Below are 23,492 nucleotides of genomic sequence, written 5' to 3'. Positions count from 1 at the left end.
CCATAACTCGATTCATCATGCCAAGAACTGATCCTCGCCAAAATATTAGACAGTGCCCACCTCTATTCATAAAGTTTTCTACTTATTCTTTGGTTTCGTAAATACGGTTTAATTTGAAACTCCATTGACAGAACTAATCTAAGCTCATCTTTCAGGCAGCTTATTGAACTTTGATATCAAACGAGGGTTATCTGTACAGCAGGAAAGTTGTGCCTAAAACAGGGAAATGGCAATAAATAGTAACTTATCTAGAGGTATTTAGATCTAAATATAAGCCCAAATGCCTCAAAAAAGCGCGGTTAAAAATTTAGTTTGAGTGAAGCTTTACTGTACAAAGGTCTCAATAAAAATCAAAGTAGTTTATACATATAGTAATTTATCAGTACCTGATTTTCTCTGGATATTTTGTTAGCCCGCTTTATTTTAAAACCCCATTTTTTGAAAATTGGCATGGCCACTTTTGAAGCATCTACACTTAATTGTGTAAGCTTTTTCTGGTGGGCCAAGTCAAGCACATGGTCATAGAGTTTTCTAGCTATGCCACGCTTTTGAAAGTCAGGATGCACATACAGACAGTCTATGTAACCATCATCTCCAAGTTCAACAAACCCCGTAAGGCTTGAGCCAAAGATAGCCATCCAAGGCTGAGTGTTATTTAAACGTTCTAACCACTTCTGATAATCTGGTGGTGTTGAGCACCATGCTTCTTGCTGTGCTTTGCTGTAAATATCGGTATCAATAGCATGAATAGACGAATGAAACAAATCGCATATTTCAGAGGCATAGAGTGAAGAGTATGGTTTTACTTCGATTTTAGATGCAGCATTACCCAATTTGTTTCCTATTTTCATTATGATTTGCTCTAGCAAGACTTTGCACTTCAATATCGCCAACATTGACAAGGCTGGCTTCCGTACTAATAGCTTCGTGAGTTATCCACATCAATAGCTAAGTCTACTTTGCGCCATGTTCTGCTTTCTTACTTTACATTTACCAAAGACTTTAAGGTCTGTCGAGTCAATAACGAAATATCGAATAGCCCTCTTGTTTTATTGCTATATTGGGTGTAAATTGTCTTTGAACTTTTACCTATATTAGTGTAACATCCATTGGCTTGAAAGCCAATTCAAAAAAACCTTGCAGTGCAGGTAACGGCATAGAGAAAGTCCCCTCCATCATCAAGGCAGTTTCAATCGCGGTATTAGAGTACTGGAAGCCTCTGATCCTCGCCAAAATATTAGACAGTGCCTGCCTCTATCATTTTTTCGTTTTGGTAATATTGTTGTTCATATTGTTCAGGTGATACCCAGCCATTGGCTGAATGACGGCGTATCCGATTATAATAGATTTCAATATATTCAAATAGTGCTTTATTAGCCTGCTTCCTCGTTTTGTAGTAACAGTCATGAATAATATGTGTTTTGAGTGTATGAAAAAAACTCTCAACAACCGCATTATCAAAGCAGTTGCCTCTTCGACTCATGCTTTGCCTTAGCCCATATTGTAACAATAATTGCTTGAAATCAGCACTGCAATATTGGCTTCCTTGGTCACTATGAATGAGTACATTTTTAGGAAAGTGACGCCGAAATAAAGCTTGTTTTAATGTATTACACACTAAATGGCGGTCTATGTAGCGACTCGTTTGCCTAGCAATCACTTTTCGTCCATATAAATCGATAATCACCGACAAATATAACCAACCTTCACCCGTTTTAATATAAGTAATATTGGTTACCCATGTTTTATTAGGCTTATCAGGGTTAAATTGCCTATCTAACGTGTTGGGCGCAATATTGTGATAAGCCCTATCTGTTTTATGCTTGAATTTACGTGCTGCTTTACTATGCAATCTTAAACTACGTAATCCCAATTGTTGCAAAACACGGCTAATTGTTCTTTCTGAAACTTGATAGCCCGCTTCTCTTGCATCATGAAGCAGGCTTGGTGCACCCAAACGAGCTTTATGTTGCCAATACTGTTTTTGGATATACTCGCTGAGTTTAGCTGATTTGTTTGCTCTTTTTAACCAAGCATAATAACCCGATGAACTGACACCAAGTAATGAGCATATCCTAGTAACGGGATAGCAGGTTAAATGATTTTTCATATAAGCGTACTTCATCGACTTGGATTGTTGATGATATGCACATGCGCCTTTTTTAGTATATCATTAGCCATTTTCAGTTCTTTAATCTCTTTTTCTAACGCCATTATCCGCTGTTGCTCAGCGGTTAACTCTCGACGGCTGGTTTTATTCGGGGAAAGTTGCCTAATCCATTTATCTAGGGTTGATTTACCCACACCTAGATGGTTGGCAAGTTCGCTGATAGAAAGGTGTGCATTAGATAACGCATAATCCACTGATTGTTGTTTGAATTCGATACTAAATTTTTTGACCATGATATTTGTCTCCTATGATTTTTGTTTATATCATAGAGGTGACTTTTGTCCACTTTTTTGGCGAGGATCATCTTTTAAAATAGCCACGATTTGATGTTCAGCCATTTTTTTCATAATTAAATTCCCTTTTACTTTTATCATAGAGAATTTTCTACTTTTTTGCTGTACTATTTTAGGGGATAGTTACAGTTAAAAAAAATTGAAAATATTTAAAATTATTTGAATCCTTTTCATACCTTCAAACCTCTTTTATATAGTGGGGGAAAAAATAATGAAAAAAATTGATGATAATCTCATTTTACAAGCCAGTTCAGGTAATGAAGTTGCTATGGCTAAATTACTCGAAAAATGCCAACCAGATTTAAATCGCTTTTCAAGAAAAGTTTGTTCCACTGCTGAAGACGCAGAAGATGCAGTACAAGTGGCACTCTGGGTTTTATATAAAAAAATAGGTGTCTTGCGAACTATTTCCGCGCTGTCAGCGTGGTTGTTTCGCATTATTGAGCGAGAATGCTACAGAATATTTCGTTCAAATAACAAAACATTCGCAATGGATCCTGATGATATGGAAGAGCTATTTGGAACTAGTAACTCTATAGCTGATGAATCAATATTAAAAATTGACTTAACTAAAGCAATAATTTCTCTTCCCTATACTTATCGAAGTGTAATAATTCTTAGAGATATCAGAGAATTATCAACTTATGAAGTGTCTAATATGCTTGAAATTAGCCCAGAAGCAGTGAAAAGTAGACTTCACAGAGCTAGAAATATTATACGAAAAAAATTAGAGATTAGTGGTCATTCACACTGAAATAGTAATTATGAATACTTTATATATTAATATTCACAATTATAAAGGAACTATTTATGGTAATGAATACAAATGGCATTAAAGAAAATATGATTTAACTTGATTAGATACTCATCCCCTAGCAAGCTAGGGGCAGTAACCATGCAACATAACAAATTCACACATTGAGCTATTTTCACTTTAAGTCTGTTGAAATTGATTCATCTTTTTTTGTACAGGGAATACATGTTTTACCTGGATTGGTTATAGTCATTATGAGACCAATTACCCAACAGGCAGGGCATCCTCTTAATACAACAAACCCTAAAACAGCCGATACAAGTCCCAATAAAACGCTCCAGACAGCACCTTGAATGAACAGATATATTGTTAAACCGAGCAAACCAAATCCAATACATCCTCGTAGTAAATGCCTTAATACAGAACTACTTCTAAACATGACATTACCTCTTAAAATTATTTAATTTAAATTTCATTTACATTTTTCTCTTAATGGTGATATCAATGAGAGATATCTTGTAATATGTACTTCCTCAAAGTAAACTGTTATTCATCATTACATCAAGGAAGTAGCGAGTGAATTTTTTAGTTAGTTTATTTTTCTTTTCATAATTGAACGCATAGGGCAAAATCCTATAGTTCCAGTACAAACCAGAATTATTCCTGTTGCGATAGCAATCCACATTACTAGGGCTGTTGGAGCAAAAAGAAAGCCTAAATAAGCAATACAGGCACCAATAATAATTCGACATAAACGCTCAAAACTTGGAATATTTTTTTTAAAACTCATATTTTTTTCCTCTTTAAAATTAGATTTAATAATGAACTACTCTAATAAAGAGTCGACAAAATCAAAAAAAGATTCAAAAAATTTTCATTTAAATGGATTTTAATTATCAAATTAGCGGAATACATTGAATTAATGTCTTTTATTTAAGTTTATAGGTATTTCAAATTAGGAGTGAATTTAGGTAAAGGATAGTTATAAATAATTAAAAAATTAATTGTAATTGATTAGGGGCTGTTGATCTTTGCTGTACATAAATTACTCAACAATACATTGGCAGCCACATTAACATAAATGCCAGTGATACCATACTGGCATAATTCCTTTCTAACTTATCGTATCTAGTTGATATTGAACGGTATTGCTTGATTCTAGCAAAGGCATTCTCGACTAAATGACGATAGCGATAAAGGCACCTATCCATACTGCTTTTATCTATATCCTTACCATAATTACGTTTAGCAATCACCGTTCGTCCGCCTTTTTGACGAACAAAGCACCGAAAAGGCTCGCTGTCATAACCTTTATCGGCTATCACTGTATTGACTTCATCGAGCCTTTCAACTAGGTTTTCTGCATAAGTGATATCATGTCGTTGTCCTTCAGAAAGCTCAAAACAAATAGGCAAACCACCACTATCAACCGCAAGATGAATTTTAGTTGAATTACCACCACAGCTCTGACCTATTTGCTCACAATGCTCCGTTGCAGCGCCTGTACTATGTTGATGAGCCCTGATAATCGAGCCATCTAGGAACACCCATTCAAAATCCGCTAGTTGTGATAAATGTTTGAAAATATCAACTAATATTCCTTTTTTAGACCACAAATTAAATCGCCTATAGACGGTGCTCCATTCACCAAACTCTTCTGGCAAATCTCGCCAAGGAATTCCGGTTCTCATTCGGAAAAGGATCCCTTCAAACGTCATCCGATGCTCGGATTTATTATAAACTCGGCCGGTATTTTTCATTATTTGTAGTAGCTTTTCCCACCGTTTATCTGTTAGCATTGTTCTTGGCATGATGAATCGAGTTATGGTTGTTTTTGGCTGAATTATTATAACTCACATCATGCCGTCTAAAAAATAATCACGAAAGATCAACACGCCCTAATATATAAAAATATTAACAAAAAAGCAGGACTAATAGCCTGCTTTTTTATTACTACTATCGGTCGTTTTTAACGCATGGTAACAAACTCTTCGGCAGCAGTTGGGTGAATAGCCACCGTATTATCAAAGTCTTTTTTAGTTGCTCCCATTTTAAGCGCTACTGCAAAGCCTTGTAACATTTCGTCCATTCCGTAACCAATGCCATGAATACCAACAATTTTTTCATCTCTCCCCACGCATACTAATTTCATTCGACAAGGTTGTCGATGCTGTGTTACTGCGGTGTACATTGCTGTAAATGTTGATTTATACACTTTTACGTTTTCTTCACCATACTGCTGTATTGCTTCTGGTTCAGCCAATCCTACTGTACCAATTGCAGGATGAGTAAATACGACGGTCGGAATATTACTGTAATCTAAATGTTCATCAGGTTTATTGTTAAATAACCTTTCTGATAAGCGGCGCCCTGCGGCAACTGCAACAGGTGTTAGCGCTATAGCGCCTGTAATATCATCACCGACAGAATAGATGCCTGGGACATTGGTGTTTTGGTATTTGTCGACGATAACAAAACCTTTATTATCAACCGCAATTCCTGCCGCCTGTAAATTCATGTCATTTGTTGCTGGATCACGTCCAATCGCCCAAATTAAACAATCAACTGTGTAACTTTCGCCATTTTCGAGGTTTAATGTTAGTGAATTATCACTATTTTTAATTACCGATTTTGGAACCGCAAAAGTATGTAATTGTTGTCCTTCAGTAGCAATAACTTCCATTAAGGTTTCAACAATAAGCGGATCAAAAGATCGTAGTGGTGTAGCATTGCGAACAAATTGATGTGTTTGTGCGCCCAAAGCGTGTAATACGCTTGCTATTTCGCAAGCAATATAACCTGCGCCAACAACTGCCACACGTTTTGGCAAGGCTTTTAGAGCAAAAAAGCCATCTGAAGTAATGCCATTTTGCGCACCTGGAATATTGGGAATGCTTGGTTTTCCGCCAACAGCAATTAGAATATGATCAGCACTATAGTGTTCGCCATTTACCTCAACGGTGTGAGAGTCAACAAATTTTGCATAGCCATGAATGACGTCAACTTTGTTATTAGTAAGTACCCGATCATAAGACTGATGAATGCGATCAATATAAGCAGTTCGACTAGCAATTAATTTATCCCAATTGAATTGATTAATAGTGGTATCAAAACCGTAATCGGGACCATAATGTTTTATAGCTTCTGCAATTTGAGCACCATACCACATTACTTTTTTGGGTACACAACCAACATTAACACAGGTTCCACCTAATAATTTGGCTTCAATAATGGCACATTTTTTTCCATAGGACGCAGCTCGATTAATTGATGCTATCCCTCCACTACCACCACCAATGGCAATGTAATCATAATGTTTGGTCATAAAATATCCTTAATACTCTTTTTCGTTATTTGCTTATTAGCTTTGCATAAAGATCACAATAAAAAAAGTATTAATTTTGAAATTTAACAATAGTTATTAACGATTGATTAAAGTGTATTAATTTTTTTTACTGATTTGTATCTTAAACAAGAATTAACTAAGGTTATTAAGAGCTGAAAAGCCAATTGGCTACTTATTTCCAAGTAGCCAATTTTATTTGTGATTATTTAGCTTAGCGTTTTTTTTATTGCATTAATAATGTTGGTTGTTGAACATCCATCTTCAAAATTGAGCACTTTAACAGTTCCACCAGCAGCAATAACTTCTTTACCGCCAGCGATATCTTCAGGTTTATAATCGCCACCTTTGACTAATACATCGGGTAAAATAGTGCCTATTAATCGCTGTGGTGTTTTTTCCTCAAATGGCACGACCCAATCAACTGAATCAAGTGCACCTAATACAATCATTCGTTGCATAAGTGGGCTTATTGGTCTTGATTCACCTTTTAACTGCTTAACCGAGGCATCGCTGTTCACAGCAACTATTAGACGATCACCAAGTTTACGCGCATTAGCAAGGTAAGAAACATGTCCTGCGTGTAAAATATCAAAGCAACCATTGGTCATGACAATTTTTTCACCACGCATCCGTGCTTTTTGAACTTCTTCTTTAAGTTCTTCTTCTGTCATTACACCAAATCCGTCATCGGCACGTGCTCGAATGGCATTACTTAACTCTACTTGTGATACTGTTGAAGTGCCAAGTTTACCAACAACAACACCCGCTGCCGCATTGGCTAAGAAACAGCTTTCCTCTAAAGATTGCCCTGCGGCTAAAGCTGCAGCTAATGTGGCAATTACAGTATCGCCAGCACCTGTTACATCAAATACTTCTTTAGCTTGAGTCGGTAGATGATAAGTTGTTTTATCTAATTGAAGCAATGTCATGCCTTTTTCGCTTCGTGTAACCAATAGCGCTTTTAGTTGGTACTGTTTAATCAGTTGGTGGCCTTTTTCTATGATTTCATCTTCACTTTGACAATGACCAACTACCGCCTCAAACTCTGACATATTAGGGGTTAAGATTGTTGCACCGCGGTAACGTTCAAAATCAGTCCCTTTAGGATCAACTAGAATTGGTACATTTGCTTGATTAGCAAGCTTAATTATTGCTTGAACTGCAGATAATGCACCTTTAGCATAGTCCGACAGAACCAATACTTTATGCGTCGCCAATGCTGTTTGAATACGCTCAAGAATAGGAGTTGCATCAACATTGCCAAATCCTTCTTCAAAATCAATACGGATCAATTGTTGATTACGTGATAGGACTCGTAGTTTAGTTATGGTTGGGTGTGTTGAAACAGAGACAAAATCACATTGAACTTTGTGGTTACTTAGCTGTTCATCAAGAATTTTGGCTGGTTCATCAATACCTGTTAATCCAATTAGTCTTGCGTTACCACAAAGCGATGTAATATTCATAGCAACATTAGCCGCACCACCTGGTCGCTCTTCTAAAGAGTCAATTTTAACTACAGGTACTGGCGCTTCGGGGGATATCCGATTAGTTCCTCCATACCAATAGCGATCTAACATAATATCGCCTACAACTAATACATTGGCACAATTAAAATCAGGTAATGAGGTCTTCATTATGACTTGTTATCCTTAATTATTCAGTTAATTCATCTTTTATCTGTTAACTATCTTTATCAGATTCATAACTGTCGTTATCTTCTGTTTTGTCATTTTTTCGTGGTTGATAAAAACGGGCAAAAAAAGTGCCGATTTCAAACAGTAAACAGATAGGTACAGCTAGTAATATTTGTGAAAATACATCGGGAGGTGTAACAAACATTGCAACGGCAAACACTCCAACAATTATATAAGGGCGCTTTTTTCGTAGACTTTTAGGCGTAGTTATTCCTGTCCAACAAAGTAGTATAATGGCAACGGGCACTTCGAAAGCAAACCCAAAAACAATAAAGAGTGTCATTACAAAATCAAGGTATTTTGTAATATCTGTATTGATAGCTACATCAATAGGTGCAGTGTGAATAAAAAAGTAAAATGCTAGTGGAAACACCACAAAGTAAGCAAATGCAATACCAAGATAAAAGAGAATTGTGCTTGATACAATTAACGGCATTACTAGACGTTTTTCATGTTGATATAGTGCTGGTGCGATAAATCCCCAAACTTGATACAGTATGTAAGGAATTGAGATAAATATTGCCACCACAGCAGTTAGCTTAATTGGGGTAAAAAATGGCGCTGCAATATCTGTTGCTATCATGCTACTACCTTGAGGTAATTGGCTGATAAGTGGATTTGCCACGATATGATAAATATCATTGGAAAAATAGAGTAAGCAAGCTAATACTAGCAAAATACAGATAATAGAGCGTAGAAGCCGTGCTCTAAGTTCAACAAGATGTCCAATTAATGGTTGTGTAGCGTCGTCGGTCATGATTTATTTTTATCTGAGTGAGAGTGAGAATCGATCAGCGTTGCAGAGTCGATCTCGTTTTGTAATGATTCTGTTACGCGCTTTAAATCATCAATTGATTCTTGAATCTCTGGCGTAAGTGTTGTTAAACCACTTTGTTCAGCCTTTTTTAGACTGTCTTGTAACTCTTGCAGTTTAAGTTCTTTATTTAATTCTAACTGTACAGTAGCAGACATTCGGCGGAGTACTTTTATCCATCCTGCAACTGTTTTTATGGCAATAGGTAACCTTTCTGGCCCTAAAACCACCAGACCAATAATTAATACCAATAGTAACTGACCAAAGCTGATGTCGAACACGGGTTACTCTTTTTTGCTATTGTTAGTATCTGTATTGTTAGTATCTGATGAGTCAATATTCTCGACTTTTTGTAAATTGTCTTGCTCTTTTTGGTCGTGGCCGTCATCATCATTCATCGCTTTTTTAAAGCCTTTAATTGATGCGCCAAGATCGGACCCTAATGTTCGTAATTTTTTTGTTCCAAATAACAAAACGACCACAGCAACTAATATGAGGAGTTGAGGCAAGCTTGGCATCATGATAATTATCTCCAGTAAGGTTAATACCTAAATTATACACACAAACTACAATTTTCCCAAATAACTAGTTTTGTGCTCAATTCTTAATGCACAATTAGTATAATAATACATAATGCACAAAATAGTGCAATCACTGTATATAAATTTCGTTCACGCTTTTTACTACGCTGAAGTTCTTGATTGATTTGCTGTAATTGAACATTCATTTGTTTGGAAATTCGTTCATAATCATTTAATTTTTCTGGTAACTGTGGCAACATGACCCGCCACTGAGGCAACGATTCCCAAGCTTGTTGTAGTATCTTTTTAGCACTATATTTATCTCGATACCACTTTTCTAAAAACGGCTTTGCTGTTTGCCACAAATCAAGTTCTGGATAAAGCTGACGACCAAGTCCTTCAATATAAAATAGCGTTTTTTCAAGTAAGGTTAGTTGGGGTTGGATATCCATGTCAAATTGACGTGCAACTTGAAATAATTGCAGTAAAATCTGTGAAAATGAGATTTCAGAAAGTGGTTTTGAAAATGCGGGCTCACATACATTGCGCATTGCCATTTCAAGTGCAATAACATCTGTTGTTACTGGTACCCAGCCTGATGCAATATAGGTTTCTGCTATTTTTCGATAATCTCGATTGAAAAATGCTAAGAAATTTTCTGCAAGATAGCGTTGATCATCAGCACTTAATATACCAACAATCGCACAATCAATACCAATATAACGTGGATTTTGTGGTTCTGTAATATCAACAAAAATGTTGCCTGGATGCATGTCAGCATGAAAAAAGTTATCACGAAACACTTGGGTAAAAAAAGCTTGTACTCCTCGTTCTGCAAGTAATTTCATATCAACATTATTTTGCTTTAACTGATCGATATCTGCAATGGGGATCCCTTTAATACGCTCTTCAACCATCACATTTTTTCGACATAAATCTTGGTAAACATAAGGGATATATAAAATGTCGCTATTGATAAAATTATCGCGTAATCTAGCCGTGTTGTAAGCTTCTTTTTGTAAATCTAACTCTTTTAATAGTGTCATTTCATAATCATGCACTATTTCAACCGCTCGTAATTTTTCGCCTGATTCAATCCGCTTAGTTAATTGTTTAGCCACCCAATACATCAAACTAATATCGGCTTGGATAACGTGTAAAATGTTAGGACGCAATACTTTGATAACTACTTCGGCTTGACTACGTTTTAATATCGCCTTATGAACTTGTGCTATTGATGCTGATGCTATTGGTTTTTCGTCAAAATCTGCAAAATAATAATCAATTGGCTGCTCTAAAGCTGACTCAATTATTTTTTTGGCAATTTTACCGTCAAAAGGGTTAACTTGGTCTTGTAATTTTGCCAAAGCATCGGCTATGTGTTTTGGTAAAATATCTCGTCGAGTTGAGATCATTTGTCCAATTTTCACCCAAACTGGACCTAGTTCTTGTAACGCTAGTTGTAAACGTTCACCGATTTCTTGATGTTTTGCTTTAGCTCTAACCCAAAACATACAAAATAATAAAGTACGCAACCATTTTGATGAACGATGTTTTGGCAACAATTCATTTAATTGATAAGCTCGGAATACAGTTAATATTTTAAACAGTCTAAAAAATGTCATTATTATTCATCGCATCAAAATTTAAAGCCAGTATGTAACGCAACTATACCACCAGTCATATTGTGATATTTCACATCGACAAATCCTGCATCTTCCATCATTTTTTTCAATGTATTTTGATCAGGATGCATACGGATAGATTCAGCTAAATAACGGTAACTTTCAGAATCATTTGCCACTATTTTCCCCATCAATGGTAACATGGTAAATGAGTATAGATCATACGCTTTATTCAGAATTTGATATTGCGGTTTAGAGAATTCAAGAATTAATAAACGCCCGCCAGGTTTTAATACTCGCCACATGGATCGTAATGCTTTTTCTTTGTCGGTGACATTACGTAATCCAAATGAAATAGTAATACAATCGAAATAGTTATCTGCAAAAGGTAATTCCTCGGCATTAGCTTGTACATATTCAATGTTTTTAAATAAGCCTTTGTCACGTAGCTTATCTCGTCCCACTTTTAACATCGATTCGTTAATATCAGCTAACACAACCAATCCATCATCACCAACAAGTTGCGAGAATTTTGCCGTTAAATCACCAGTGCCTCCTGCCAAATCTAAAACTTTTTGACCTTTACGCACGCTACTATATTCAATGGTAATTTTTTTCCAAATACGATGTATGCCAAATGACATTAGATCATTCATAACATCATATTTATCAGCAACAGAATGAAATACTTCAGCAACACGTTTTACTTTTTCTTGTTTGGGAACTTGTTTGTAACCAAAATCAATTTTTTCTTGATTTGTATCGTCTTGTTTGTCAGAAGATTGAGACATAAAAATTTACCTATCACAAATATTTGACTTATTTTAACATAAGCCACAATAAATGTGATGAACTAAATCAATAATGCTTCAACCTCTTTTGTGATTGTTTCAAAATGTTCCAGCCGTGAGGATTTTGGATTTAAATCTTTTTCATGAATGACTAAATCAAAATGATAACTGTCTTTAAAAGCTTTTAAAATTTTATTATCTTTTTGAAATAATTGATGGTAGTACTGTGCTAATGTTTCAAAATCAATTGAGGTAAAAACAACCTTATTGGCGGTTTCAACAGCTTTTGAAATCCGTTCTACATGTAACATCGCAATTTTCATAAAATCGGATTCACTCAAATAGCGTTTATTATGCTGAGTTAAGATTTCTCGCTCAATATAATTAATATAACCGTTAGGTACATATTGAGTATTATAAATATTAGCAAATTGAATAGGTAAATCACGAAATCTATTTTGACCAACAATAGCTACTTTTTTAACAAAAAAAGGTTTTGCTGCTTGTGCGATATAAGACCAGTTTTTATAAGGATTTTCACGGATTTGGGTTGCGCTGATGCTTATAAAATCTCGATTGGCATCAACAATGATTACCGGACAGCCAAAATAGAGTTCATGATTTTTGACATCTTGCGGTTCACTAGTAAATACTACGTTAGGCTTAATTTTATGTTCGGAAAGAATTTGCTTAACGCGACAACTCCAATCTTGCCATCCATTGGGATAAAATTCAATACCAGCTTCATCAAGTACATGGATATGAATATTGTGGCGATCTTTAAATGTCTCTTTTAACCATGAAAAGCGGTCGCTAACTTGTGGTTGTTTGGGTAAGCGGCTTTTATCAAATAGCTGCTTATCACGTGATGCCTCACAACCCAATATGATATGTAACACATCAACTTGGCTCATTGCTTTTTCAATCAAATAAATATGACCACAATGTAAAGGATAAAACTTCCCGAAAATTAAACCAACTTTATGCTTTAAAGCCATAACCATTACCAAAACACACAATAACTAATAACAATTTACAGAAAAAAAAAGCAATTTCTAATCAAATCATGCTATTTGATATATTTTACCAATTAGTAAAATAACTTTTACCATACAACTAGTTGATAATAAAGATAAAATAATACTTTATTATTTTTGTAAATTAGATAATAAAATACCCGTTGCAACCGAAATATTTAACGCAGGCATGTTATCATTTCCCTTTAAATGGACAACAACATTAGCACAATTAATAAGTTTTATATTAATTTGTTGAAATATAACTAACGCAACTTTTTTATCAAACTTGATTTTATGCAATTGAGTTGATGCAATGGATTTTGCCTGACACGGTAATAACGCAACAACTTGGTAACCACGCTGTTTAAGCATATCAAGTGAAGCAACAAAATCATCACTTTTAATTGATTCAACAGCCTCAATACCACCTTCTGCCACACGCATGGCAGCGCCACTATCGAGTAAATTTGTTTGACGTAATATAACGCCATTAACACCATAAAAAGCAGCACTACGAATTAAGCCACCTAAATTATGGGGATTATGAACATCGTCAATAGCTAAAATACAATCACGATCTTTATTACTACTGTTTTCTAAATAATCCAATAAGGTAAGTGGGACACGTTTTTTTACAATTAGGCAGACACCGCCATGGTGTTGAGTTTGAGTTATTTTACTAATTTGCTCACTAGAGATAACATCATAACCTAACCGTTGTTTGACTAACCAGTCTATTAGATCTTTAAACTGATAAGTCATCTCTTGGGTAATAAATAGTTTAACAATAGCTGTGCGTCGATGCTTGAAAACTGCTTTACAGCTATTTTCACTATAAACTAAAGTTTCTTCTTTACGTTGGCGATAGCCATCATAACCAAAGGTCGGTACTTGATCATTAGCACGAACCTTTTTTTGCCATGGTGAATAATTATCGATAGATGATTGAGATTGATTAAGTTCAACATTAAACCGCTTTTTTGCAAACTCAGATTTATCATTTCGAGGTTTGAATGTTTCAATACGATCATGACGATCTCGTTTAGATTTCAACTGAAATGAATCATCTTTACGCTTCTCTTTCCATCGAGAGGGCTTTTCAATAGCCGAGCGAGAATGTTTTTTAGATTCACTATTTTTGGCGTAAAAAATAGATGGTTTATTTTTTTCGGTATTGTCGTTCATATCAATCTCACAATTAATCGGTTATCGCGTACGGATGGTTGGGGCTATTTTATCTAATACGCCATTAACAAATTTATGGCTGTCAGCAGCACCGAAGGTTTTTGTTAAATCAATGGCTTCATTAATTACCACTTTATAGGGCACATCTTGACGTTTCATTAATTCATATAGTGCGATTCTAAGTATCGCTAATTCAATTTGTCCTAATTCATCAACAGATCGTTCAGTGAGATAAGGCGTCATTTTATCATCTAATTCGGCAGTATTTTTTGCTACACCATTTAATAATTCACGAAAATACTTAGAATCGACGCCTTTCATATCTTGTTCTGCAATAAAACTTGTCTCAACATCAGCAAGATCGTTTCTAGAAACTTGCCAAGAGTAAATGGCTTGTACCGCACATTCTCTTGCTCGACGACGAGGATTAACTAATGCCACAAAATTACTCCTTAATTGCTTTAATAATATTTAGCATTTCCAGCGCAGTTAATGCAGCTTCAGCCCCTTTATTGCCTGCCTTAGTGCCTGCACGTTCAATTGCTTGTTCTATACTTTCGGTGGTTAAAATACCAAACCCTACTGGAATAGTGTTATCTAAACTTGTACTTAATAATCCAGAGCTTGATTCACCAGCAACAAAATCAAAATGCGCTGTACTACCACGAATTACGGTACCTAACGCCACCACGGCATCATATTTTTTTGACTGTGCGGCAACTTTAACAGCTAGAGGAATTTCATAAGCACCAGGAACCCAAATAACAGTGATATTTTTATCATCAACTTGTCCAATACGTGTCAATGCATCAATTGCACCATTTACTAGGCTATCATTAATAAAATGATTAAAACGCGCCACTACAATTGCAACTTTAGCTTTTGGTGCAGCAACTTTACCTTCAATCGTTTGCATATAAATTCCTTATTAATTCTATTTTATGCCATTTCACTCTGTTTTGCGTGAAAATTACTAAATAAATTGTATCACGAATTATAGACTTATCCTATTGGCAAATAGCGTTACGACCAAGTTCTACCCAATATATTATTTAAAATAAACGCAAAGAATTTAACTATTTGCAAATGTATTATTTGTTAAATTTAAAATTAATTTAAATTTTGTTGTTATTTCAACCATCATTATTAGAAACAACCTTAATTTATTTCTATTTCAATGTTTATTTTTGCACTTAATGGCATATTTACTAAATATGTTTTTACCAAAATAAGGAATCTTATTTTTATCGCTTGCAAGCAATTTTGAACAAACTACAATAGTCTATAAATTTATTTATTATTGATGGAGAAATACCTGTGTATATTGACAATATTCGTGATGAATTAAACCAAGCTATTGACGTATTAACTAATTTTGTTTCAGACGATAAAAATCTCCAACAAATCCAAAAAGCTGCTATTTTAATTGCTGATTCGTTTAAACATGGTGGTAAAGTTTTATCATGTGGTAATGGTGGCTCTCATTGTGATGCTATGCATTTTGCTGAAGAATTAACTGGTCGCTATCGTGATAATCGCCCTGCTTATCCTGCGATTGCCATATCAGATGTAAGCCACATTTCGTGTGTAGGTAATGATTTTGGATTTGATTCTATTTTTTCACGTTATGTTGAAGGTGTAGGTCAAAAAGGTGATGTGCTTTTAGGTATCTCAACTTCAGGAAATTCAGCTAACGTGCTTAGGGCTATTGAAGCAGCAAAACAAAAAGGGATGAAAATTATTACGTTAACTGGTAAAGATGGTGGTAAGATGAATGGACTTGCTGATGTTGATATTCGTGTTCCACATTTTGGTTATGCCGATCGTGTGCAAGAAATCCATATCAAAGTTATTCATATTCTTATTCTGTTAATTGAAAAAGAGATGGCAAAATAATATGTGTGAATTATTGGGTATGAGTGCTAATGTGCCAACCGATATCTGCTTTAGTTTTACTAGTTTAATTAAACGAGGTGGGGACAAAGGTCCTCACAAAGATGGTTGGGGAATTACTTTCTACGAAGGAAAAGGTTGCCGAACATTTAAAGATCCTGAGCCTTGTAGCTATTCGCCTATTGCTAAAATGGTGAAAGAATATCCCATCAAATCTAAAGCTGTGATTGCTCATATTCGACAAGCAAATCGAGGCGGTGTCGCACTAGAAAATACCCACCCATTCACCCGCGAACTCTGGGGTAAAAATTGGACTTTTGCCCACAATGGACAATTAACCAATTACCAAAATTTAGATACAGGGCTTTTTCAACCTATTGGAGAAACCGATAGCGAATACGCTTTTTGCTATTTAATTAATCAATTACAGCAAAAATATTCACAAAAACCTGTCGATGATCTTGAGCTATTTAATTTTATTAAGCAATGTGCCGATCAATTAAGCCAACTAGGCATATTCAATATGCTACTTTCTGATGGGCAATATGTGTTTGCCTATTGTACAACGAATTTGCATTGGATAACCCGCAAAGCACCATTTGGCAAAGCAAAATTATTGGACGAAGATGTAGAAATTGATTTTCAAAAACATACAACACCCAATGATATTGTTACTATCATTTCAACCTTACCATTAACTTCAAATGAGATATGGCAAAAACTTAATACTGGCGAAGCGATTTTATTTAAAGATGGCAAAATTAGCCAATCTTCCGCATTTTAATAGGATGCTTGGTGACTCATTTTTAAATTGATAATGCAGATAACTTAAAGTTATCCATAACATTATAGGTTTTTAGCTAGAGCAATCAGCAATACTATTGCCAATAATATACCAAAACCTTGTGAACAAATTGCCGAAATCCTAACGCAAGACAATAAACAGATTATCAAGTAAAAGTATTTGCCGACCTGTTTTACGAATTTGAGATGGTATTGGCATTTATTTAACTCTTTGAGTTAAATAGTTTTGATAATCAGGAATTTCAATATCAACTTCTTGCGTAAAAATAGAGGACTGAATTAATGCATTAGCTGTGGATTGATTAGTGGCAACTGGAATATTCCAAACAGTAGATAATCGTAACAACGCTTTCACATCTGGATCATGAGGTACAGCATTAAGTGGATCCCAAAAAAAGATTAAGATATCAATTTTACCTTCTGCAATTAATGCACCTATCTGCTGATCTCCCCCCATCGGACCACTTAACATTGGCGTGATATTTAATCCTGTTTCTTGCTTTATTAATGTTCCAGTAGTGCCCGTGCCACATAAATTATGACGAGAAAGTTCTTCACGATTTTTTTTACACCAATTTAATAAAGAATCTTTCAGATGATCGTGAGCAACTAAAGCAATATTTTTTTTAGCTAGTAATTTACGTGTGGTATATAGCATCATTGTATCCTAATTCATTATTATATTTTTTAATTTTTAACAGAGTATTAATCAAAGCGCAAGGTTTATTTAATTGATAATAGATAATAAAAAAGGCACCGAAGTGCCTTTTAAAAATAAAGATACAATCAATTAGAATTGGTAAATTAAACCAAGTGCTACTGTGTCTTTTGTTGTGCCCTTGATTTGTGATTTAGTAAATGAACCATCTTCATATAAAGCACGGCGTGCACCGATATCATCTTTATCTAACAAGTTAATTTTATAATCGATAATAGCTTGTAGGTTTTTGTTAAAGTCATAAGTTAAACCAACATCAACATATTTAGCTAAATCATTACCTTTAAGCCCTGCATCACTTGAATAACTAGATGCGTCTTTAACTTTATGTTGGATATAAGCAACAGATGGCGTTAAACGTCCTACTTCAAAGTCAATGCCATATTGAGCAACTAATTCATAGCCTTTGGTTTTTAAATCATCAGCGCTACGAGTAGTTGAGGCATTATCCCAGCCATATTTTTGTTTACCTTGAATATATAACGCAGCTAAATAAAGGTTGTCGTTGTCATATTTAATACCAGCTGACCATGCTTTAGCATCTTTATGACCACCAGTTTGTGCATAACCAGCACCAACAGATAAACCAGTATCAAGCACATCCCAATCAACAACTGAACCCCATGCTTCAGCACTATTGCGTTTATCATTAAGAGTATAATTACCGAAATGACGTGTTGAGCTGTTATCTCCATTATCCGCATATTGAACGGCAAAACGTAAACCATTCACTAAGCCAAAGAAATCTGAATTACGGTAGGTTGCAACGGCTTTAGTACGAGCTGTTAATGCATACAGATCATTATCAGAAGCATCACCACCAAATTCTGGTAAAACGTCAGTGTAAGATGTTAATGTTTTTAATACACCATCATTGCGACCATAGTCGAATGAACCAAAATCACCAAAGTTTAAACCAGCAAATGCATAACGAGTTTCATTATCAGCATTTTTACCTGTTTTTGCTTCATATTCCCAACGACCATAGCCAGTTACGCTGTCGGTCACTTGTGTTTGACCTGACATACCTAAACGTGCAGTGGTCTTGTCACCTTCACCTGTTTGGTTATTGCGATCAGTAATATAGTTTAATGCGTAAACACGACCATAAAAGTCAACTTTATTACCGTCTTTATTCCACACTTCAATAGAAGCGTTTGCTGTACCTGCAATTAAAAGTGCAGGAATAGCGATTGCTAATAGATTACGTTTCATTTTTTACCCTCAAAGGTATTTTATATTATTAAAGATGCAAATTACTTTGCTCTGGTTTAACAAATAATTGCTAATAATTAGCAATTATATTATTACTGTGATAGCCATTTTTGCCTGATAAACACTGACTCTATTGTATACATTGCTTATTTAACAATGAAATTTTGATTTATTCTGCGAATTTTCGAATATTTTAATACTTATTATAATTTTTTTTAGACATAAAATGTTTTTTAGATAGGAATGAATTTAAGAGGCGAAAAAAAAGGCACCTAAGTGCCTTTTTATAAGATATTAAGAGATTAGAATTGATAAATTAAACCAACACCTAACACATCTTTAGTACCTGGTGTGTATGGATGACGACCATTGCTGTCACGAACAGTATTTGCTTCTGCACCAATGTCGTATTTCTTAAGTAGATTAAATTTATATTCTACGATAGCGCTAAAGTTTTTATTTAGATCGTATGTTGCACCAAGTGAAACATATTTAGCTAAATTACGACCTTCTTTATGATCATCATCATAATAACCATCTTCAGTATTGCTAACCTTATGTTGCACGTAAGCTAAAGAAGGTGTTAAACGACCCACTTCTAAATCAATACCATATTGAGCAACTAGTTCAACACCTTTGATTTTTGGATCTTTATACTTTTCACCATCTGCGCGATCATTCCAAGTATTGAATTTAGATTGGAAGTAGTTGGCAGCTAGATACAAATTGTAATTGTCATATTTGATACCAGTAGTCCATGTTTTAACTCTTTTAAATTCACCTGGTTCGTACGCAGATTTACCAGCTGTTTGAGCGTAACCTGCCCCAAAAGTTAAACCTGTATCAAAAATACGCCATTGAGCATTTGCACCATAGGCTTCACGGCTTTCACCACTAAATCCATCGAAATCACCGTCTTCATCCTCTATCTTGCTAGCAAGTTTACTATCATAAGTTGCAGCGTTATCGCCATTATCAGCATATTGTAATGCAAAGCTTAAATCATCAAATAAACCGAAGAAATTATTGTTACGGTAAGTTGCTACTGCTTTAGTACGAGCTGAAAGCACATTCCAAGCATTATTTGCAGCATCACCACCAAATTGTGGTAATACGTCAGTATAAGCAGTAATTGCTTTTAACACACCATCGTTACGACCATAGTCAAATGAACCTAAATCACCAAAATTTAAGCCAGCAAATGCATAACGTACTTCGTTGCTAGAATCTTTACCCGCTTTCGCTTCATATTCCCAACGGCCATAACCAGTTACGCTATCAGTGATTTGAGTTTGGCCTGACATACCTAAACGAGCTGAAGTATCATCACCTTCGTCTTTTTGACCACGGTCAGTGATGTTGTTAGCTGCTTTTACTCGACCGTAAAAGTCAACTTTATTGCCATCTTTGTTCCAAACTTCGATAGATGCATTTGCACCAGCTGCTACTAAAAGCGCAGGGATAGCGATTGCTAATAGATTACGTTTCATTTTTTACCCTCATGGTTATTTTTTAAAAAGACACTTCCATAAGTTTAGTGTCAATTTTCGTACAATAATTATTCATCCAAAAAATAATATTTTTATCTATTATTTTTCTACTTTTTACAGTAGTGTAAATTATGTATAAATTTTTTTTAAAATCAAGCGAACTTTTCATTAAATGTAGTGTCTAAGTCTAAATTTAAGCCTGTTTGATTGTTTTTTAAACTAAAACAGATTAATATCTACCTACTGTAACTCTCAATAAATTCTTGTTAGGGATTTTAATCAACTTAAAAGTTTGCATTACGCGGCGTTCTTGGGAATGGGATAACATCGCGCACATTTTGAACACCTGTTACATAAACAATTAAACGTTCAAAACCAAGACCAAAACCAGAATGCGGCACAGTACCGTATCGACGTAAATCACGATACCACCAATAATCTTCTTTTTTGAGTCCCAATTCTTCCATGCGCTTATCCAACATATCTAAACGCTCTTCACGCTGAGATCCACCAATGATTTCACCAATTCCTGGCGCTAAAACATCCATTGCCGCTACCGTTTTACCGTCATCATTCATACGCATATAAAACGCTTTAATATCTTTCGGATAGTTTTTTACTACCACTGGCGCTTTAAAATGTTGTTCAGCTAAATAACGTTCATGTTCTGAAGCTAAATCAATTCCCCAGCTGACTGGGTTTTCAAATTTAGCATCACAATTTTGTAATATAGTGATAGCATCAGTGTAATCCACTTGAGCAAAATCAGCATTAATAAAGTTTTCAAGACGATTGATTGCTTCTTTATCGACATGCTGAGCAAAAAATTGCATATCATCAGCACGTTTTTCTAGCACTTCTTTAAACACATATTTCAACATATCCTCAGCAAGCTTAGCGTTATCATCTAGATCAGCAAACGCTACTTCAGGCTCCATCATCCAAAACTCAGCTAAATGGCGAGTAGTATTTGAGTTCTCTGCTCTAAATGTTGGACCAAAAGTATAAACTTTAGAAAGTGCACAAGCATAAGTTTCAGCGTTTAATTGTCCAGAAACGGTTAAAAAAGCTTCTTTACCAAAGAAATCTTTATCAAAATCAACTTTACCATTATCAGATTTAGGCAGATTTAGCATATCAAGTGTTGAAACGCGGAACATTTCGCCCGCCCCTTCAGTATCTGATGCGGTAATAATAGGAGTTGATAGCCAATAAAAGCCACGATCATTAAAAAACTGATGAATTGCTTGCGCAAGCGTATGGCGTACACGCGTTATCGCACCAACAATATTGGTTCTTGCACGCAAGTGAGCCACTTCACGAAGATATTCAATTGAATGGCGCTTTGCTGCCATTGGGTAAGTTTCGGGATCGTCAACAAAGCCATACACTTCAACTTGCGTTGCTTGTAATTCATATTTTTGACCTTGACCTGGTGACTCCACTACTTTACCAGTGACTTTAACGGAACAACCAGCTGTTAGACGCAAGATTTCTTGTTCATAATTAGGTAAATTATTTTCAATAACAGCTTGAATAGGATCAAAGCAGGAACCATCGTAAACAGCTAAAAATGAAATACCTGCTTTAGAATCACGGCGAGTTCTTACCCAACCTTGAACTGAAATAGTGCTACCAACAGCAATTTTGCCTTGTAACACATCAACAATAGGTGCAACTGAAGTCATTTAATTATCCATCTCTACATTAATTTGTTTAAGTAATATTTAAAGTAATACAGATATATTCTAAAGACTATCCCATAACGAAATGGAATTCTTGAATAACTTGTTTCTTATTACTAATTACTAATTTTTAGTTTCTAATATTAATAATAAGTTAAACATGAATTATTATCATTGTTTAACACTAAAAGTTCGTTTTAATTCATCAATAAAATCTAAATCCTGAGATATCGTTTTACCTGGACTATCTGATAGTTTAGCCACAGATTGATTATTACATTCCGTTAATTTAAGCACAATGTTCAATGCTTTGGTATTGGCATCTTTAGATGGAATATCACAAGCTAAAAAACCACCGACGCCAAAAGATAATTTTACGCGATGATTAAAATGTTGATAGATTTTAATCGCCTTATCAAAATTTAAGCTATCAGAAAAAACCAAAAGTTTAGTTTGTGGATCTATGCCCAATTGCTGATAATGAGCAATTGCTTTTTCACCCCATTGAATTGAATCACCTGAATCATGACGAAGCCCTTGATAATGGGAAGCAAAATGCAAATCAAAATCACGTAAAAATGCATCCATTGTAATACAATCTGTTAATGCTATTCCTAAGTCATGAGGATATTCATCTAACCAAACTTGAAGAGCATTTCTTTGGCAATCTTGAAGATTAGCACTTAAACGTTGATGAGCTTGAAACCACTCGTGTGCTTGGGTTCCAACAGGAGTAAGTCCTAAACGATAAGCCAGTAAATAATTGCTAGTACTATGAAAGTTATGAAAGTGTGTTTTCAAATAACTGACAACTGCCTCTTGCACCGCAAACGAATAACGCCTACGCGTACCAAAATCCATTAAATTAAAGCCCGACATATCCATATTAGCTGTTTTTTCATTAAACAACGCCAATTTATCTTTTAGCCGAGCTAGTGCCTCAGAAACTCCAATATTAGGTGAACGATCTCTATGAACAATTTCACTGATAACGGCAAGTAATGGCACTTCCCATAGAATAACATCTAGCCATTTACCTTCAATTGTAATAGAAAGCACTCCATCTTCATTTTTTATAGTGAGCAAATCACTATTGAAACGCCATTTTTTAAGCCAATTTAAATAGTCAGATTTAAAAAAGGAAATATTTGATAAATAGTTAAATTCATCATCAGACAGCGCTAATGATTCCATTAATTTCACTTGATGTATTATTTCATCAACATATTGTCCCAATAAATCATCACTACGACAACGAAACTGCGCAACGACAGTTACCTCAGGGTAGTAATGAAATACAGCTTGCTGCATATGCAACTTATAAGCATCAGTATCTAATATTGATGTAATTATTGCTGGTAACATGTAAATTTAGTGCTATTGCTTTAAATAAAAATTTCAAAGATTATAGCAGAATAATAATGAAGATATAGATTAATTATGTAATAAGATTGTTTTTAATCGACTATAAT

The 23,492-nt window shown here is 35.0% G+C and carries 23 protein-coding genes and 2 pseudogenes; 3 read left to right on the top strand and 22 right to left on the bottom strand.

All coding sequences use genetic code 11. The annotated features are described in order from the left end of the window. Positions 1-350 precede the first annotated feature (350 nt). The 3 genes and pseudogenes from A9G32_RS09965 to A9G32_RS09960 form a co-directional block, all read right to left on the bottom strand. Positions 351-851 carry a GNAT family N-acetyltransferase gene (locus tag A9G32_RS09965; RefSeq protein WP_176701332.1) on the bottom strand — a complete coding sequence of 167 codons (501 nt, stop codon included), beginning with the start codon at positions 849-851 and terminating at the stop codon, positions 351-353. Positions 852-876: 25 nt separating this feature from the next. Then, positions 877-1,227, bottom strand: a pseudogene (locus A9G32_RS13430) (transposase); the annotation flags it as partial. A 10-nt stretch (positions 1,228-1,237) separates the two neighbouring features. Then, positions 1,238-2,403 (bottom strand): IS3 family transposase gene (locus tag A9G32_RS09960; RefSeq protein ID WP_141672901.1). Its coding sequence is split into 2 segments (ribosomal slippage): positions 1,238-2,157 and positions 2,157-2,403, totalling 1,167 coding nucleotides; the frame shifts between segments, so codons are not numbered across the junction. A gap of 271 nt (positions 2,404-2,674) precedes the next feature. On the opposite strand from A9G32_RS09960, the gene A9G32_RS09950 reads away from it, so the two are divergent. Further along, positions 2,675-3,217, top strand: coding sequence for an RNA polymerase sigma factor (locus A9G32_RS09950; protein WP_051634374.1), 543 nt, complete (start codon positions 2,675-2,677; stop codon positions 3,215-3,217). A 175-nt stretch (positions 3,218-3,392) separates the two neighbouring features. Here A9G32_RS09950 and A9G32_RS09945 read toward each other — a convergent pair whose 3' ends face one another. The 14 genes and pseudogenes from A9G32_RS09945 to ribH form a co-directional block, all read right to left on the bottom strand. Then, positions 3,393-3,656 (bottom strand): hypothetical protein, encoded by a 264-nt coding sequence (locus tag A9G32_RS09945; protein WP_065590236.1) that lies wholly within the window; start codon positions 3,654-3,656, stop codon positions 3,393-3,395. A gap of 150 nt (positions 3,657-3,806) precedes the next feature. Further along, positions 3,807-4,007 carry a YgaP family membrane protein gene (locus A9G32_RS09940; RefSeq protein WP_034915691.1) on the bottom strand — a complete coding sequence of 67 codons (201 nt, stop codon included), beginning with the start codon at positions 4,005-4,007 and terminating at the stop codon, positions 3,807-3,809. Between the two features lie 259 nt (positions 4,008-4,266). Continuing rightward, the gene (locus A9G32_RS09935) at positions 4,267-5,028 is read right to left on the bottom strand and encodes an IS5 family transposase (RefSeq protein WP_065639672.1); all 762 of its coding nucleotides are present in this window, start codon (positions 5,026-5,028) and stop codon (positions 4,267-4,269) included. A gap of 158 nt (positions 5,029-5,186) precedes the next feature. Next, the gene (gene gorA, locus A9G32_RS09930) at positions 5,187-6,542 is read right to left on the bottom strand and encodes a glutathione-disulfide reductase (RefSeq protein ID WP_065589456.1); all 1,356 of its coding nucleotides are present in this window, start codon (positions 6,540-6,542) and stop codon (positions 5,187-5,189) included. A gap of 227 nt (positions 6,543-6,769) precedes the next feature. Next, on the bottom strand, positions 6,770-8,200 hold the full coding sequence (hldE, locus tag A9G32_RS09925) for a bifunctional D-glycero-beta-D-manno-heptose-7-phosphate kinase/D-glycero-beta-D-manno-heptose 1-phosphate adenylyltransferase HldE (RefSeq protein WP_065589455.1): 1,431 nt from the start codon (positions 8,198-8,200) through the stop codon (positions 6,770-6,772). Between the two features lie 46 nt (positions 8,201-8,246). After that, entirely contained in the window at positions 8,247-9,017 is a 771-nt protein-coding gene (tatC, locus tag A9G32_RS09920) for a twin-arginine translocase subunit TatC (protein ID WP_065589454.1), read from the bottom strand. 50 nt (positions 9,018-9,067) lie between these two features. Continuing rightward, positions 9,068-9,355 (bottom strand): annotated as a pseudogene (gene tatB / locus A9G32_RS09915) (Sec-independent protein translocase protein TatB); the annotation flags it as partial. A gap of 3 nt (positions 9,356-9,358) precedes the next feature. Continuing rightward, positions 9,359-9,592, bottom strand: coding sequence for a twin-arginine translocase TatA/TatE family subunit (gene tatA / locus A9G32_RS09910; protein WP_051634208.1), 234 nt, complete (start codon positions 9,590-9,592; stop codon positions 9,359-9,361). A gap of 86 nt (positions 9,593-9,678) precedes the next feature. Then, positions 9,679-11,220: a ubiquinone biosynthesis regulatory protein kinase UbiB gene (gene ubiB / locus A9G32_RS09905; protein WP_065589452.1), complete on the bottom strand. Its 1,542-nt coding sequence runs from the start codon at positions 11,218-11,220 to the stop codon at positions 9,679-9,681. Between the two features lie 14 nt (positions 11,221-11,234). Then, complete coding sequence (gene ubiE / locus A9G32_RS09900) at positions 11,235-12,011, bottom strand: bifunctional demethylmenaquinone methyltransferase/2-methoxy-6-polyprenyl-1,4-benzoquinol methylase UbiE (RefSeq protein WP_034911549.1); 777 nt, start codon at positions 12,009-12,011, stop codon at positions 11,235-11,237. Between the two features lie 62 nt (positions 12,012-12,073). Further along, positions 12,074-13,009: a multifunctional transcriptional regulator/nicotinamide-nucleotide adenylyltransferase/ribosylnicotinamide kinase NadR gene (gene nadR, locus A9G32_RS09895; protein ID WP_065589451.1), complete on the bottom strand. Its 936-nt coding sequence runs from the start codon at positions 13,007-13,009 to the stop codon at positions 12,074-12,076. A 150-nt stretch (positions 13,010-13,159) separates the two neighbouring features. Then, complete coding sequence (locus A9G32_RS09890) at positions 13,160-14,215, bottom strand: TrmH family RNA methyltransferase (protein WP_065589450.1); 1,056 nt, start codon at positions 14,213-14,215, stop codon at positions 13,160-13,162. 21 nt (positions 14,216-14,236) lie between these two features. Then, entirely contained in the window at positions 14,237-14,656 is a 420-nt protein-coding gene (gene nusB / locus A9G32_RS09885) for a transcription antitermination factor NusB (RefSeq protein WP_034911540.1), read from the bottom strand. A gap of 4 nt (positions 14,657-14,660) precedes the next feature. Continuing rightward, positions 14,661-15,131: a 6,7-dimethyl-8-ribityllumazine synthase gene (gene ribH, locus A9G32_RS09880; protein ID WP_034911536.1), complete on the bottom strand. Its 471-nt coding sequence runs from the start codon at positions 15,129-15,131 to the stop codon at positions 14,661-14,663. A 401-nt stretch (positions 15,132-15,532) separates the two neighbouring features. Here ribH and lpcA point away from each other — a divergent pair, with 401 nt between their 5' ends. Both lpcA and A9G32_RS09870 read left to right on the top strand, forming a co-directional pair. Beyond that, complete coding sequence (gene lpcA, locus A9G32_RS09875) at positions 15,533-16,111, top strand: D-sedoheptulose 7-phosphate isomerase (protein ID WP_065589449.1); 579 nt, start codon at positions 15,533-15,535, stop codon at positions 16,109-16,111. Position 16,112: 1 nt separating this feature from the next. Next, positions 16,113-16,892, top strand: a complete 780-nt coding sequence (locus A9G32_RS09870; protein ID WP_065589448.1) for a class II glutamine amidotransferase — start codon at positions 16,113-16,115, stop codon at positions 16,890-16,892. Positions 16,893-17,111: 219 nt separating this feature from the next. Here A9G32_RS09870 and A9G32_RS09865 read toward each other — a convergent pair whose 3' ends face one another. The 5 genes from A9G32_RS09865 to pncB form a co-directional block, all read right to left on the bottom strand. Continuing rightward, positions 17,112-17,570: a methylglyoxal synthase gene (locus tag A9G32_RS09865; RefSeq protein ID WP_065589447.1), complete on the bottom strand. Its 459-nt coding sequence runs from the start codon at positions 17,568-17,570 to the stop codon at positions 17,112-17,114. Between the two features lie 132 nt (positions 17,571-17,702). Beyond that, positions 17,703-18,845 carry a porin gene (locus tag A9G32_RS09860; RefSeq protein WP_034911519.1) on the bottom strand — a complete coding sequence of 381 codons (1,143 nt, stop codon included), beginning with the start codon at positions 18,843-18,845 and terminating at the stop codon, positions 17,703-17,705. Positions 18,846-19,147: 302 nt separating this feature from the next. Continuing rightward, the gene (locus tag A9G32_RS09855; RefSeq protein ID WP_065589446.1) at positions 19,148-20,335 is read right to left on the bottom strand and encodes a porin; all 1,188 of its coding nucleotides are present in this window, start codon (positions 20,333-20,335) and stop codon (positions 19,148-19,150) included. Between the two features lie 284 nt (positions 20,336-20,619). Then, positions 20,620-22,023, bottom strand: a complete 1,404-nt coding sequence (gene asnS, locus A9G32_RS09850) for an asparagine--tRNA ligase (RefSeq protein ID WP_065589445.1) — start codon at positions 22,021-22,023, stop codon at positions 20,620-20,622. A gap of 168 nt (positions 22,024-22,191) precedes the next feature. Then, entirely contained in the window at positions 22,192-23,385 is a 1,194-nt protein-coding gene (gene pncB / locus A9G32_RS09845) for a nicotinate phosphoribosyltransferase (RefSeq protein ID WP_065589444.1), read from the bottom strand. Positions 23,386-23,492 lie beyond the last annotated feature (107 nt).

It is taken from the genome of Gilliamella sp. Gris3-2 (assembly GCF_001690345.1).
In the GTDB taxonomy this organism is placed as follows: Bacteria; Pseudomonadota; Gammaproteobacteria; order Enterobacterales; family Orbaceae; genus Gilliamella; species Gilliamella bombi.
This window is presented reverse-complemented; position numbering and strand designations above follow the sequence as displayed.